The organism is Providencia sp. PROV114 (assembly GCF_032704305.1).
Lineage (GTDB): Bacteria > Pseudomonadota > Gammaproteobacteria > Enterobacterales > Enterobacteriaceae > Providencia > Providencia rettgeri.
Genome location: NZ_CP120528.1, coordinates 1,724,791 through 1,740,056, shown reverse-complemented (window position 1 = coordinate 1,740,056; position 15,266 = coordinate 1,724,791). Strand labels below are relative to the sequence as shown.

At 39.6% G+C, this 15,266-nt stretch carries 10 protein-coding genes; 4 read left to right on the top strand and 6 right to left on the bottom strand.

Going from position 1 to position 15,266, the window contains the following annotated elements:
• Positions 1–830: 830 nt before the first annotated feature.
• Complete coding sequence (locus P3L37_RS07510; RefSeq protein ID WP_004912258.1) at positions 831–1,754, bottom strand: LysR family transcriptional regulator; 924 nt, start codon at positions 1,752–1,754, stop codon at positions 831–833.
• Positions 1,755–2,554: 800 nt separating this feature from the next.
• Here P3L37_RS07510 and P3L37_RS07505 point away from each other — a divergent pair.
• Together P3L37_RS07505 and yfbR are read left to right on the top strand one after the other, a co-directional pair.
• Complete coding sequence (locus P3L37_RS07505; protein ID WP_004259802.1) at positions 2,555–3,769, top strand: pyridoxal phosphate-dependent aminotransferase; 1,215 nt, start codon at positions 2,555–2,557, stop codon at positions 3,767–3,769.
• Between the two features lie 408 nt (positions 3,770–4,177).
• The gene (yfbR, locus tag P3L37_RS07500) at positions 4,178–4,759 is read left to right on the top strand and encodes a 5'-deoxynucleotidase (protein WP_109911551.1); all 582 of its coding nucleotides are present in this window, start codon (positions 4,178–4,180) and stop codon (positions 4,757–4,759) included.
• 635 nt (positions 4,760–5,394) lie between these two features.
• Here yfbR and P3L37_RS07495 read toward each other — a convergent pair.
• From P3L37_RS07495 to yfbV, 4 genes are all read right to left on the bottom strand, one after another.
• On the bottom strand, positions 5,395–7,224 hold the full coding sequence (locus tag P3L37_RS07495; protein WP_272667350.1) for an SLC13 family permease: 1,830 nt from the start codon (positions 7,222–7,224) through the stop codon (positions 5,395–5,397).
• A gap of 88 nt (positions 7,225–7,312) precedes the next feature.
• The gene (locus tag P3L37_RS07490) at positions 7,313–7,987 is read right to left on the bottom strand and encodes a sugar phosphatase (RefSeq protein ID WP_004912267.1); all 675 of its coding nucleotides are present in this window, start codon (positions 7,985–7,987) and stop codon (positions 7,313–7,315) included.
• Positions 7,988–8,579: 592 nt separating this feature from the next.
• Entirely contained in the window at positions 8,580–9,074 is a 495-nt protein-coding gene (locus P3L37_RS07485) for a YfbU family protein (protein ID WP_004912269.1), read from the bottom strand.
• 139 nt (positions 9,075–9,213) lie between these two features.
• Positions 9,214–9,669, bottom strand: a complete 456-nt coding sequence (yfbV, locus tag P3L37_RS07480; protein ID WP_004912272.1) for a terminus macrodomain insulation protein YfbV — start codon at positions 9,667–9,669, stop codon at positions 9,214–9,216.
• 595 nt (positions 9,670–10,264) lie between these two features.
• On the opposite strand from yfbV, the gene ackA reads away from it, so the two are divergent.
• Together ackA and pta are read left to right on the top strand one after the other, a co-directional pair.
• Positions 10,265–11,467, top strand: a complete 1,203-nt coding sequence (gene ackA / locus P3L37_RS07475; RefSeq protein ID WP_004912276.1) for an acetate kinase — start codon at positions 10,265–10,267, stop codon at positions 11,465–11,467.
• Positions 11,468–11,554: 87 nt separating this feature from the next.
• Positions 11,555–13,684 carry a phosphate acetyltransferase gene (gene pta, locus P3L37_RS07470; protein ID WP_181937056.1) on the top strand — a complete coding sequence of 710 codons (2,130 nt, stop codon included), beginning with the start codon at positions 11,555–11,557 and terminating at the stop codon, positions 13,682–13,684.
• Positions 13,685–13,786: 102 nt separating this feature from the next.
• Here the strand turns inward: pta and P3L37_RS07465 are convergent, their stop codons facing one another.
• Positions 13,787–15,145 carry a hypothetical protein gene (locus P3L37_RS07465; RefSeq protein WP_109911548.1) on the bottom strand — a complete coding sequence of 453 codons (1,359 nt, stop codon included), beginning with the start codon at positions 15,143–15,145 and terminating at the stop codon, positions 13,787–13,789.
• Positions 15,146–15,266 lie beyond the last annotated feature (121 nt).

Here is a 15,266-nt window from a genome sequence, read left to right as displayed (position 1 = left end):
AGTGTAATGATACTCAAGTAAACACGCAAACTAGTTTAACTGATTATTCGTTTTTACTACACCATTATCTCAGGAAAAACCTGTCTTAACAGATGAAAAATTGCGCTTTTTATTTGATCTAACGCACACTTTTATTGAAAAAGTACTCAATTTGTTTACATAGCATTCAATTTCACTTTAAGTCTTTGTAACTCTTTTTAACGCATAACTTCAAGTAACTAACTGACATTCAAGCGCTATTTTATCTCTTCAATAAAAAAACATTGTTAATAACATAACAAACTGTTAACTAAACAATGAAATTCAGGTTATGCCAGCTACATCACAATTATTTCATGGTCTTTCACATTTAACCATACTTATTAAGTGGTTAATTGCTTTTTTTATGAGCGGATATTGATAAAAAATCGATAAATTTGAATTTGATAACCGATTAAAAATATCACTGAGCATTATTTAAACATGTATAAAAACCAATTTCTCGATACCGATCCCCAATATTGAAAAATGAGTTCCATACTTTGAAATAATCGTTTCAGTCATCCGTATCAATTCACATTATCTGTTATCTAACCGCTCAATTTGTCTGTACGTTAGCCATTTAATTGAGATAACCACCTCAACCGCTGCTCACGTCTTATTTAGACTGCGATTAACATGTTGATTTTATTTGTACATAGCCAATAACGCATTGATCACAAACAAGTGATCCCGTAATAGATTGGCAAAAATGACATAAAAAAACGGTAATCCCAAACGTATTGGGATTACCGTCATTACAATAAATTAATTAAGTATTGGCGTTAAGATAACCAGATGAATCGATTAACTTAATTACCTTCCTCGCTGCTATCCATCAACTCACTTGCTGAGGCTGCAACATAAGGGATTTTTTTGTTTTCAATCGCACTGAATACTGTCAGAACAAAATCTTTTTGCTCGTCTGCATTCTTATACAACCAATACTGAATATCTGGTAAGCGTGGTAGCCCATCTGATTCATTCAAAATACGTAAATCTGCATTTTGCATTTCCATTGGTCTAGCGGTTACCCCAACCTCTGCATTGACTGCCGCACGAACAGCAGGTAAAGAAGCTGCTTCATACGCAACATGCCATGACAAACCTGCATCATCAAGAGCACTAGTACAAAGTTTACGATATGGATTGGTTTCATCCATAACAACTAATGGAACTGGCTCATTGGGACGCAATTGAAAATCAGGTGCACTGTGCCACAAAACAGGCACTGTTCTTAACGCTGTTTTAGGGTGGTGACTAATTCTTGCTGTTGTTAAAGCAAGGTCTATCTCATGATTATCAAGCATTGACTCAATAAATTGTGCTCGTTTAATGCGCACTTCTACGGCAATTCTTGGATAAACAGACGCGATACGATTAAGTAAGAAAGGTAATAAGATATCGACGGTGTCATCGGATGCGCCAATACGCAATTCACCATCAGCGTCATTATAAGTTAATGACGCTGTTGCATCATCATTGGCGCGAAGTATTTGCCTTGCGTAGCCAAGTAATTGTAATCCGTGCGCGGTGAGCAGTTTATTTCGCCCATGGCGAGCGAAAAGCTCACGGCCGACTAATTGCTCTAAACGTTGCATTTGCTGGCTCACAGCAGATTGTGTTCGACAAACGGCTGCAGCTGCGGCTGCAAATGTGTTAAGATCTGCGACAGCGACGAAAGTACGTAGCAAATCAAGATCTAGGTTCATGATGGGACGATTGGAATTTATCATCGTTCATTCTCTTATATAATTTTATGTTACCTGGTGTTTCTGCTCTCCTCCATGAGAATCAGCGAGTTTATAGCGACTACTAAGACTACTAAGTGAGTGCATTTCTAATCCATAGATCTGCAATGACTTCTCATTATTTTACTTTTTTGCATCCAGCTCATTAATCGCTAACGATAGAGCAGGGTACAAATAGCATACTTCCAAAAATCAAATAATTTTAATAAAAGTGGGATGATTTCCTAAAAAACACGCTAAAACGCGCTTGATAGGTTACGCTTAAATAGTAACATATTTAATGTAATCACAATTATTTTAATGTAAGCACATTATAAAATTCGTTTCACTATTTTTATATAGTCAAAAAGATCAAATGGTTATAATTTTAAGCAGCACTTTTGGTTAAAGAAAGCAGCTTGAAACAATCAATATTACTAACAAAATCGCCCTGATTATTATAAAAAAAGGCTATTACAGCAAAAAAAATCATGTCTGATTTAATGATTCAATGCTTAATATTACATTTTGATACAATTTTCTTTTTTTCCGCTATTTTTATGCTTTTTTACTTTTTATACTCCAAAACATCAAAGAATGTCGATATTATAATTCAACCAGTTCAATATTATAAGAATATACAGCCAGCCTAAAATAAATAATAAGATACCAAACATTACATTTAAGCGTAAACCAACCTTTTACACCAAAAATAACCTTGCATCTTCAAAAGCTTCTGAGGGAGGAGTACAGTAAAGGAATAACGTCGGCCCGACCAATGCAACCCTTAGGGTAATGAGAGAACTATGAATAATCTAACTAAATCCAGTAAGCTCGATAATGTTTGCTATGACATTCGTGGGCCCGTATTAAAAGAAGCGAAGCGCCTAGAAGAAGAAGGCAACAAAGTCCTCAAACTCAATATTGGTAATCCGGCCCCGTTTGGTTTTGAAGCTCCAGATGAAATCCTTGTGGATGTCTTGCGTAATCTGCCAAGTTCTCAAGGTTATTGCGACTCAAAAGGCTTGTATTCTGCCCGTAAAGCGATTGTGCAGCATTACCAAGCTCGTGGCATTCATGAAATGACAGTAGAAGATGTCTACATTGGTAATGGTGTTTCCGAATTAATCGTACAAGCCATGCAAGCACTGCTTAATAATGGTGATGAAATGTTAGTACCAGCGCCTGATTATCCATTATGGACTGCTGCAGTTTCCCTTTCGGGAGGAAAAGCAGTTCATTATATGTGTGATGAACAGCAAGGTTGGATGCCTGATATTGAAGATATTCGCAAAAAAATCACACCAAGAACACGTGGTATTGTGGTCATTAACCCCAATAACCCAACGGGTGCGGTCTACAGCAAAGACCTATTAATGGAAATTGTCGAATTGGCTCGCCAGCACAATCTTATTATTTATGCTGATGAGATTTACGATAAAATTCTTTATGATGATGCAGTGCACCACTCTATTGCCGCCCTCGCCCCTGATTTATTAACCATTACATTTAATGGATTATCTAAAACGTATCGCGTCGCTGGCTTCCGCCAAGGTTGGATGGTATTAAACGGCCCGAAAAAACATGCGAAAAGCTATATTGAAGGTTTAGAAATGCTAGCCTCTATGCGCCTATGCGCAAACGTGCCGATGCAGCATGCCATTCAAACTGCACTGGGTGGCTACCAAAGTATTAGTGAATTCATTCAACCAGGCGGCCGTTTATATGAGCAACGTAATCGTGCATGGGAATTGATCAACCAAATACCCGGCGTTTCATGTGTAAAACCACAAGGTGCCCTGTATATGTTCCCGAAAATAGATATTAAACGATTTAATATCTATGATGACCAAAAAATGATTTTAGACCTGTTACTACAAGAAAAAGTGTTGTTAGTTCAAGGTACCGCATTTAACTGGCCTGAACCTGACCATTTCCGCATCGTTACGCTACCTTATGCGGATGACCTTGAAATGGCGATTAATAAATTCGGCCGCTTCCTTGAAGGCTATCGCCAATAAAAATTTATTCAAAATAATAAAAAGCCTCCTAATTCCGGAGGCTTTTTTTATTCTAAATTTAGCCATCATTAATAGACTGTATTATTTTGATAATCAAAGAATAGAAATAAAATAAATTGCCACAAGGAAAAAGCCCAATAATATAAATGGAAAATATTTCATATTGCCTCTTTATTTCCGGATTGAACATCCATTATATTTTTTTGATTACATAATTCAACACAATTAAAATAGCAGTTAAGTTATAATCTAAAATTGATTATATTATTATGATTATCTTAATATGCAAAATAGATATTAGAATATAATTACTAGAGAGTAACTTATTAAAAAACAATAAAATTATATCGCTGCTACATTATTTCCGTTATAATTTTTTTCGTTTGCAGACACTAAAGAAGAGGACTTATGAGCTACTTTTTCGCCCATCTTGCTAGAATGAAGTTAATCCACCGCTGGCCGTTAATGCGTAATGTCCGAACAGAGAATGTCTCTGAACATAGTCTCCAAGTAGCTATGGTTGCCCATGCGCTCGCTATCATTAAAAACCGTAAGTTCGCAGGGAACGTCAACGCAGAAAAAATTGCTTTGTATGCGATGTACCATGATGCTAGTGAAGTGATTACAGGGGATTTACCAACCCCAATTAAGTATCACAACCAGCAAATTGCTCATGAATACAAAAAAATAGAAAAATTCGCTCAGCAAAAACTACTCGATATGCTCCCAGAAGAACTACAAGCGGATTTTAAAGCGCTACTAATTGAAGATATACAATCAGAAGAAGAGCATTTTATTGTTAAACAAGCTGATACGCTGTGTGCCTACTTAAAATGTTTAGAAGAGCTATCTGCGGGCAATAGTGAATTTAAATTAGCCAAAAGACGGCTAGAAAAAATGCTTGCGGAAAGAAATAGTCCAGAAATGGAGTATTTTATGAAAACGTTTGTGCCAAGTTTTACCCTATCATTAGATGAAATTAGTAATTAATTTAAAATAAGGAATGAGCGTATCGTTCCTTATTTTAACACTCGATAACTTTATATTTTGATGTAATTATTCAGTTTTTTATGCCGAACTGATACCCGTCGAACAACCTGAAGATGAAGAAAAATGTGCGTATAATTTTCTAGACTCGCCATTAATTCCTAATATAACTCCACCACCATCCCCAGATGTTATATTACAACTAACATCATGTTTACATTCATAAACCTCACGTTCGTAAGTCCAAAATTTAATATGCCAAATATCAGACCCTACACCTATATAGTATTTGAACCCAAAACAATTTTCTAAAATACCTTTATTCGGTACATGTTCAATATGTTACTGATCTTTCGTATTCATCCAAGGAACAGACGCGAGATGTGTTAGAGTCACATTTTTATATCTTTTCCCCAAAAATTCTCAAATGTTGCATAACCATAATAATACCTTTCTTGTATATTTTTGACTTGAACCATAAATTCACCTCTTAATAATTGAATTAATATTATGTGTTTTGATTCGAAATTAATGGTAAGTTAAAATACAGGAGAGTAAATTATAATTAATATCGTTTAATTGATAAATAAAAGAGGAATGGTTAATTAAAAATATCAATTAACCATTAATGTAATTTCTTAGAATGGAAATAAAATAGGCACAACTGCAATACTAATAAACATCACAATAATAGTGAATGGCACACCCACTTTCAAAAAGTCCGAAAATTTATAACCTCCAGGCCCTAAAACTAAGGTATTAACTGGTGATGAAACTGGGGTCATAAAGGCTGCGGATGCGGCAATGCCAACAATCATCGCAAAAGGCAACGGTGAGACATCCATTTGGCGAGCCGCAGCAATGGCAATCGGAGCCATTAGCACTGCAGTTGCGGTATTAGAAATAAATAACCCAATAGAGGCGCACAAAATAAACAGGCACAATAGCATCACATGTGGCCCTAACCCACCAGCAACTTTCATTAACGCATCAACGGCAAGGGCAATCCCTCCCGTTTCTTGCAGTGCTAGTGCAAAAGGCATCATCCCAACAATTAATATAATACTCGGCCAGTGAATTGACTTATAGGCACTTTCCATATCAATACAGCGAAATTTCCCCATTAACAAGCAGGCAATAAGTGCTGCAATAAAGTTAGGAATTTCATTGGTCACCATCATTGCGACCATTAATGCCAAACAAAATAAGGCATGAGGAGCCTGAGATGCAGCAGGTGCCACCGCCTCTACTTCAGCAGCCAGATTCAATACAATGAAGTTCCGTGGCTTAGTCGATAAAATGCGAATTAATTTCCAATCCCCAATGACTAATAAAATATCACCCAATCGAAGCGGTTCATCTACCAACTTGCCGTCCAACGCTTTGCCATCTCGACGAATACCAACCACATTCAAGCCATAACGAGTACGAAATTTAATGTCTCTTAAAGATTTACCCAAGAGTTCAGAATCTGGATTCATCGATACTTCAGCCATTCCCACATCACGTGATTGGTCTGAAAAATAATCTCCCCGTAAAATCATCGGTTCAAGGAGTTGTTCGCTACAAAATTGGCGTAAATCGTCATCACTCACCGAAATATCGACTAATAAGACATCTCGCTCGCGTAACTCTGTTCCCCCAGTTGCACTCACCATCACTCGACGAAATTTACGCCAACGCTCAATCCCTACCAGGTTGGCCTCATAACGGGAACGCAAGTGCAGTTCGTCAAGTGTATGGCCAATGAGTGGTGACCCCTTGCGGATAGCAAGACGGCGAGCTCTACCTGTCAATTTATAATCACGAATTAAGTCACGGAAAGTGCGTCGATAGCGCTCAGGGAGTTTGTCTGGTTCGTTACTGCCTAGCCAACGCCTTGTCAGCCACATGTAGGCAATACCTGCGAATAAAATTAAAATACCAATCGGGGTAATAGAGAAAAATTGGAAGCCTTTGATCCCTTCACGTACCAATTCACTGTTCACCACCATATTAGGTGGCGTGGCCACTAGTGTCATCATCCCACTGATGAGCCCCGCGAAGCCTAGTGGCATCATTAACCGACTAGGCGATGTTTTCATCCGTGATGCGACACTTAAAACGACGGGAATAAAAATAGCCACCACGCCAGTGGAGCTCATAAAAGCGCCTAACCCAGCGACGGTGAGCATTAGGAAAACCAGCATTTTGCTTTCGCTGCTTCCTGCAACGCGAACAAGCCAGTCTCCCATTTGGTAAGCGATGCCTGTGCGAACAAGCCCATCACCAATAACAAATAATGCTGCAATTAGCAGAACGTTAGGATCTGCAAAACCTGCGGTAGCTTGCTCTAATGTTAAGGTATCACTCAACACAAACGCGACAATGACAAGCAATGCGACCACATCCATGCGAATCTTATTTGTGGTAAACAGAACTATCGCAATTAATAGGAGGGTTAAGACCCACAGCAATTCTCCGTTCAAAATATCCCCTTTCGACGAAAAAAAACATTGCTAAGAATTTTATTCAGTTAAGCATGTTTTACGGAGAATTTCTTTGATTAAATCACCATTAAGTCAAATTAGACACGAAAAGTTCATAATCACCATTATTGTCAGGCCCCATAACAGAAATTTGAGCCAATGAACTTACAATTACTTGAATTTCATCACGACGTGGCATGCCTTCTGGTGCATGGACTGCGACCACTTGGCAACCTGCCGTTAATGCAGAATGGATACCTGCCTGCGCATCTTCAAAGGCAATACAGGATTTTGCAGGAAGCGAAAGTGCTTGGGCTCCAAGCAAGAACGGTTCTGGGTCCGGCTTTCCTTTCGTAACTTTTTCAAATGTCACCCAATGTTTAGGTTCTGGTAAACCCGCCGCTTGCTGGCGTCCATGGGCAATCGGTACGGTGCCAGAAGTGACAATTGCCCACGGTGCCCCAATTTCATTTAAACGTGACAGCAAGGCAATCGCGCCAGGCAGGGCAACCACGCCCTCCACATCTTCGCTTTCCATTTTTTCTAACCAGCGAAAATACCCCATAATTTCTTCATCACTCGCCTCGGGTAAAAAGTGACGCAAACTGGTTAACGCGGGTTTTCCATGAATAAAATTAATGACTTCGGCTGAGTCTACACCAATTCGTTCGCCAAACTTACACCAACAGCGCTCAACCACAGCCAAGGAATCTGCCAATGTGCCATCTAAATCAAATAGAAACCCTTTTGCCTTTAATTTCACGTCTACCCCTTTATTTGCTATTCACGTAATAATTGAATCGATTCTGGCCCACTAGTTAACGCTAAACAGACGCCAATGCGCAACCTCAATAACAAAAATAATCAAGATTTGCGTTAATAACTTAGATTTGAATGCACTTGAGAGTTAAAACAGGAAAGGAATGTTGATTTGAAATTGGGATTTTTTAAAACTTTATTTACTTTTTATACTCTATTTGCTCTAAATAATTCGCGTTGTCGCTAAGCGACTAGAGAGGATATCTCGGGGAGCATACAAAAGTATGTGACCCGAGTAGCCGAACGCAGCCAACAACGAGACAAGGTGAAGTATGACGAGCAAACTTGCTCTAAATTATTCGCGTTGTCGCTAGGCGACTAGAGAGGATATCTCGGGGAGCATACAAAAGTATGTGACCCGAGTAGCCGAACGCAGCCAACAACGAGACAAGGTGAAGTATGACGAGCAAACTTGCTCTAAATTATTCGCGTTGTCGCTAGGCGACTAGAGAGGATATCTCGGGGAGCATACAAAAGTATGTGACCCGAGTAGCCGAACGCAGTCAACAACGCGACAGCGCGAAGAATGACGAGCATTAGGCGTTTAAGATCTGGGAAATCTCCACCGCTGATAAATGATACTGACGCGGGCACGCATGCCAAATCGCTAACATACGATTGTATTTTTCCCACATCGGTGTTTGCGAATTAAAGCCATGCGTTCCACTGTCGAAGTGGGTATAACGCCCTTCTGTGTTAACCATAAAGCGAACGTAGCTCAAATAACGTGCTTCTGTTGCAGCATCAAAACCTAAAAATTGCACGCGTCGGCCATCAATGTCTTCCTTGTTAGCCATGTTACTGTAGGAGACTTGCAGTGCATGGTACATTTCCATGATATCAATAACAGTACGGCAGGTGTCTTCACTTAAATGACCGAAGTCTCTGTCTAACTCACGCATTTGTAAACCAAAGCCACGTTCAATAATGGTTTGTAGGCGGCGATAACGTTCTGCATTATCGGGGTCAAGCATGGTCATCATTTTATATTGATTAGATAAGATCAAGCGTTGTGCGTTAGTCATTTCCATCATGGTTCTCCCACTAAAAAGTATGGCTTATCTTCGCATTCAACACCAATCATAGACAGTGAAAACATCGCTTTTATTGATCTAAACATGCTTTTTGCATTACTTATTGTTAAATCTACCTTTTAGTGGAAATCATCCCTTAGATATCTTCCATAAAAGAGCGGTCTAACTGGTTAAATGCACGTTTTAGCAAGTCAGCTAACGCCATATAATCGGGTTGGTGCTCAACCGGCGCCATAGCGATCCCCGCCTCTGTAAACTTATCACGGATCTCATAAAACCAGCTCAATAAGCTAGATGGCAGAGGCGTCGAAGCACGCTTTCCTAACCACCATAGACCTTGCATTGGCAAACTACAGGCAAAAAGTGCCGTAGCAATGGCGGGTCCCAATTGCCCACCTAACGCGATTTGCCATGCTAATGTGAAAATTGCAATCGGTGGCATAAAACGAATACCAAAGCGGACAGCTTTGTTGATGCGAATTTCGGGGAAGATTGGCGACAGTTTTTTTTCCATAGGAAAGGTCTTCAGATAGCGGTTACCTAATCTAAAGCGTTTAAAAAAACCGGGCGGTGTACTTTGTAATGTACTCATGAAACGTTTCCTATCGACTTCTTAAAAACTGAGGCAATAATTTATAGATTGCGCCATAGTAAAATGATAGCACATTTAAGATAACGAAATTATTTCATTACATTTACCTTAAGTTAAGTCACTTTACTAAATATCAGCTATTCTAATAGCAATGTAACCCTGTGCTATAACACCACTTTATACGTCACTTATGATTTTAATCAATCAAAGTCCCTATTTTTAAAAAAAACGTATAAAATATAAAATATTTTTAGTAGAATCTGCCACATTTAGAATTGCTGTTGCATTTGTTACTTTGTAGCTTTATCCATTTTCGAAACTGAAGATAGACAACAGTTATATATATTGGGGTTTTTGGTCGTTATTTCAACACTAGGTGCGAAGGTTTACTTTTATATACCTTGGCAAAAAAGATAGCGCCTGTTTTATCAAACCCCTAGAGGTCTCACGATCTTTAACTTTTTCGCCTTTAACATGATATCAATCATGATGTTTCAGGTCATAAATACGCTAGGCTCTAGCAGTATATTTTTAATCTGAGTCTTTTCATGTTGTTTAAAAGGCTTCACAACAACAATTAACGATAGGTATTTCCATGTCAAGTAAGCTGGTACTGGTTCTAAACTGCGGTAGCTCCTCACTGAAATTCGCCATCATCGACCCAACTAATGGCGATGAATTTTTATCTGGATTAGCTGAGTGCTTTAACCTCCCGGAAGCCCGTATTAAGTGGAAAATGGATGGTGCTAAGAAAGAAGCGCCTTTAGGTGCTGGTGCAGCGCATAGCGAAGCATTGGATTTCATTGTTAACACTATTCTTGCTGAAAAACCTGAGCTATCAGAGCAAATCACCTCCATTGGTCACCGTATTGTTCATGGTGGTGAGAAGTTTACCTCCTCTGTATTAATTACAGACGAAGTGATCGAAGGCATTGAAGCGGCTATTCCATTCGCGCCATTGCATAACCCTGCTCATCTCATCGGTATTGAAGAAGCAAGAAAATCCTTCCCGCATCTGGTCAACAAAAATGTCGCTGTCTTTGATACCGCATTCCATCAGACCATGCCTCAGGAAGCTTATCTGTATGCACTGCCATACGAATTATATTCAGAGCATAGTATCCGTCGCTATGGTGCGCATGGTACAAGCCATTACTATGTTTCCCGTGAAGCTGCGAAAAAGCTTAACAAACCTGTTGATGAGCTCAATGTTATCACTTGCCACTTAGGCAACGGTGGTTCTGTTACTGCCATTGTTAACGGTAAATGTGTTGATACTTCAATGGGCTTAACGCCATTAGAAGGCCTGGTAATGGGAACACGTAGCGGTGATATCGACCCTGCAATTATTTTCCATTTACATGATTCTTTAGGTATGAGCGTTGATCAAATCAACAAAATGCTAACCAAAGAATCGGGGTTATTAGGCTTAACTGGTGTAACAAGCGACTGCCGTTATGTTGAAGATAACTACGGCGCTAAAGAAGACGCAACTCGCGCAATGGATGTTTTCTGCCATCGTTTAGCGAAATACGTTGGTGCATATAGTGCACTGATGGAAGGCCGTCTTGATGCTATCATCTTCACCGGTGGTATTGGTGAAAACTCAGCACAAGTTCGTGAAATCACCTTGAAGAAACTGGCTATCCTTGGTTTCGAATATGACCACGAACGTAACTTAGCGGCACGCTTCGGTAAAGAAGGTTTAATCACTACCGATAACAGCCGCCCAGCGCTGGTTATCGCAACCAATGAAGAGTTGGTTATCGCCCAAGATACTGCGCGCTTAACCGCATAAGTAACTTCTACCGCCAGCAACTTGCTGGCGGTATCGTTTTGTCATTAGAGTAACCGAAAGAAAGAGGTTCCCGTGTCCCGTACAATTATGTTAATACCTACTGGCACCAGCGTTGGCTTAACTAGCGTTAGCCTAGGTGTCGTTCGCTCAATGGAACAAAAAGGTGTTCAATTAAGCGTTTTCAAACCTATCGCACAGCCACGCGTCTCTGGCAATAAAGACCAAACCACTGAAGTCCTGCGTTCTCATTCAAGTATTACCACCATTGTTGAACCACTGACAATGGAATACGTTGAATCGCTACTGACCTCTTCTAAAAAAGATGTGTTAATGGAAGAAATCGTAGCTCGCTATCATGACCACACAAAAAATGCGGAAGTAATTTTAATTGAAGGTTTAGTGCCAACGCGTAAACACTCATTTGCTCAATCATTAAACTATGAAATTGCCAAAACATTAGGTGCAGAAATTGTTTTCGTCACTGCACCAGGCAACAGCTCTATCCCACAAATGCAAGAGCGTTTAGAGTTAGTACGTAACGAATTTGGTGGCCAACGTAATAAAAATATTATTGGTGTGATCATCAACAAGGTGAATGCCCCTGTTGATGAACAAGGTCGTACTCGCCCTGACCTATCTGAAATTTTTGACGATTCAACTAAAGCGACTGTGGCTAACCTCGATACTAAGCAACTTTCCGCGCTGAATCTGCCTGTACTGGCATCGATTCCATGGAACTTCGATTTAATTGCCACCCGTGCAATTGACATGGCAAAACACTTAGGTGCAGAGATTGTTAATGAAGGCGAAATCAAAACTCGTCGCGTTAAATCTGTGACTTTCTGCGCACGTAGCATCCCGCACATGCTTGAACACTTCCGTCCAGGCTCATTATTAGTGACCTCAGCGGATCGTCCTGATGTATTAGTTTCTGCATCACTGGCGGCAATGAACGGAGTTGAAATCGGTGCAGTTCTACTAACTGGTGGCTATAACATCGATGCGCCTATTCGCCAACTTTGTGAACAAGCCTTCGAAACTGGCTTGCCTGTTTTCATGGTGAAAAGCAATACATGGCAAACATCGCTGAATTTACAAAGCTTTAGCTTAGAAGTTCCAGCGGATGACCATGAGCGTATTGAAAAAATTCAAAACTATGTCGCTCGTCATATTAGTAGCGACTGGATTGAATCATTGGTTGCAGACTCTGAACGCCCTAACCGCTTATCACCTCCTGCATTCCGTTATCAGTTAACAGAGTTAGCTCGTAAAGCGGGCAAGCGTATTGTTCTTCCTGAAGGCGATGAACCACGCACAGTTAAAGCTGCATCTATCTGTGCAGAGCGCGGCATTGCAACTTGCGTACTGTTAGGTAACCCAGAAGATATTCGTCGTGTTGCTTCCGCACAAGGTATTGAACTCGGTACCGGCATTGAAATTGTTGACCCAGTTAAAGTACGCGAAGAATACGTTGCTCGCCTTGTTGAATTACGTAAGAGCAAAGGAATGACAGAGGTTGTTGCTCGTGAGCAGTTAGAAGATAACGTCGTATTAGGGACATTAATGCTGGAAAAAGGCGAAGTTGATGGCCTAGTTTCTGGTGCTGTTCATACGACAGCAAATACCATCCGTCCACCGCTGCAATTAATTAAAACAGCGCCGGGCAGCTCATTAGTTTCTTCCGTCTTCTTTATGCTATTACCTGAACAAGTATTTGTTTATGGTGACTGTGCTATCAATCCAGACCCAACTGCAGAGCAATTATCAGAAATCGCTATCCAATCTGCTGATTCTGCAAAAGCATTCGGTATTGACCCACGCGTTGCGATGATTTCTTACTCTACAGGTGATTCAGGTGCTGGTAGTGATGTTGAGAAAGTGCGTGAAGCAACACGTTTAGCGCAAGAAAAACGCCCAGACCTGATGATTGATGGCCCATTACAGTACGATGCCGCGGTAATGGCTGATGTGGCTAAATCCAAAGCGCCTAATTCGCCAGTTGCAGGTAAAGCGACCGTATTTATCTTCCCAGACTTAAATACTGGTAACACCACGTATAAAGCCGTACAACGTTCTGCTGACCTTGTCTCCATCGGTCCAATGTTGCAAGGTATGCGTAAACCAGTCAATGACTTGTCTCGTGGTGCGTTAGTTGATGACATCGTTTATACCGTTGCGTTAACCGCTATCCAAGCAGTACAAAACGAAAACGCTTAACTAAAATTTCATTTATCTTTTATAAGTAAAAAATGCCAACCAGTTCAAACTGATTGGCATTTTTTTTTATGATGATAAAGACTGAATTATCACTTAAAAATATTATCCTATTTGTCGAAGGTGCAAGTCATAGATGTACTCATTCACCTTTGCCTGCTCAAGATAAACTACCTGTATTTGCAATGGAAGTTCAATACCCGGGTCGATAGTATGTCCACTCGTATTACCTAAAATAACATTTCCACCCACTTCTTCCTTCGTCAACCAGTTTTTTTGGCTTTCATACCAGTTTTCAGAAACTTTAGCGCCAGCTGGTAATTGGAATGTGAGTTGCCATTTATTAACGCGTGTATTTTGTGATTTTAATGTCAACATGTAGCTGTAAAGATAACCACCTTCCCCAGCCCAACTAGCTTGATACTGTTGTAAAACTTCTAATTCTCTTTCTGCTGTCACCGTAATCGCAGAAATTGCATTATTATTACCTTCATTTTCATAGCCTTTCGGTAGTGTCAGGCTACAGGCTAATTGCGTATCACCTACTGTCGTTAAGCTTGCATTTAATGGAATATTAACAACCTTTGAACTATTTCGGTCTATATCAACCGTTGAGCCAAATTCACCCACTATAACAAGAGAGCTATTCCCTGAATTCGCATTTATAATCGCACTACGAACCAATGTATCACTGTTATTCGTGATCTTAAGTGGGACTGACTTTGACTCTCCGGTTAATAACGTAACTTGTGTATCTATCGTTAAATTTAATTCAACCCTAGCTTTTACCTCGACTTTTACATCATAAGTATTACTTCCCTGATTAATAACACCAATCGGAGTGTGGATCCGAACACTTAATAGTGTTTCACCCGTATTCTTCCCTTCAAGAGATACAGGGATTGTGGTGATCATATTTGAGTGAAGATCAATTAATTCAGGGTATGAAATGACATTGGCTACATCACTATTTTTTGTGGTTATCTCTAATGTGACACCATAAACAGCAACATTGCCTTTATTAACTATATCAATTTCAATATTATTAACTTTACCTAATGTACTTTGGAGAGGGCTTTCAGAAGATATTTCTAAAGTAACTAACTCAACGGGGGCAGCAACAACAGAACGTGTTAGATCATTCCAACCTAAACCAACCAGTGACGCGATTGAAGACAATGCAGGGACTCGTAATATTTCACCATCAAGATTAAGACCTGCGACAAGCGTAGCTGCTTTAGACATATTGTTAACAACACAGGAAACGCCATCATGATGCCCCACATCAAATCCATATGATTCAAGTTCCTTCTGATCAAGTTGAATATCTGGAGATATTAAAAGAATATCGCCAATTTCTGAATTGTTATAATCAATATTTGTATAGAGTGCTAATTTATTAGGTGGGCATTTATCTTTTCCTTTCTGATTTTTCAATAATTCAACTGACTCATTTTTTTTCATAATAAGAATCCTTCATATCAAATAATATTTAAGCGTGTAAAAACTTAAGAAATCCACCTTTTAAAACAGTAAGAAATTAGCCTAAAGGAAGATTCATATAAGTAGCTTAAATTACTATAAG

What these genes read in the sequence shown, in the direction of transcription:
- P3L37_RS07465 (WP_109911548.1), bottom strand. Translation starts at nt 15,145, where the DNA reads ATGAAAAAAAATGAGTCAGTTGAATTATTGAAAAATCAGAAAGGAAAA.
- yfbR (WP_109911551.1), top strand. Translation starts at nt 4,178, where the DNA reads ATGAGCTACTTTTTCGCCCATCTTGCTAGAATGAAGTTAATCCACCGC.
- P3L37_RS07505 (WP_004259802.1), top strand. Translation starts at nt 2,555, where the DNA reads ATGAATAATCTAACTAAATCCAGTAAGCTCGATAATGTTTGCTATGAC.
- yfbV (WP_004912272.1), bottom strand. Translation starts at nt 9,669, where the DNA reads ATGAGTACATTACAAAGTACACCGCCCGGTTTTTTTAAACGCTTTAGA.
- ackA (WP_004912276.1), top strand. Translation starts at nt 10,265, where the DNA reads ATGTCAAGTAAGCTGGTACTGGTTCTAAACTGCGGTAGCTCCTCACTG.
- P3L37_RS07510 (WP_004912258.1), bottom strand. Translation starts at nt 1,754, where the DNA reads ATGATAAATTCCAATCGTCCCATCATGAACCTAGATCTTGATTTGCTA.
- P3L37_RS07485 (WP_004912269.1), bottom strand. Translation starts at nt 9,074, where the DNA reads ATGGAAATGACTAACGCACAACGCTTGATCTTATCTAATCAATATAAA.
- pta (WP_181937056.1), top strand. Translation starts at nt 11,555, where the DNA reads ATGTTAATACCTACTGGCACCAGCGTTGGCTTAACTAGCGTTAGCCTA.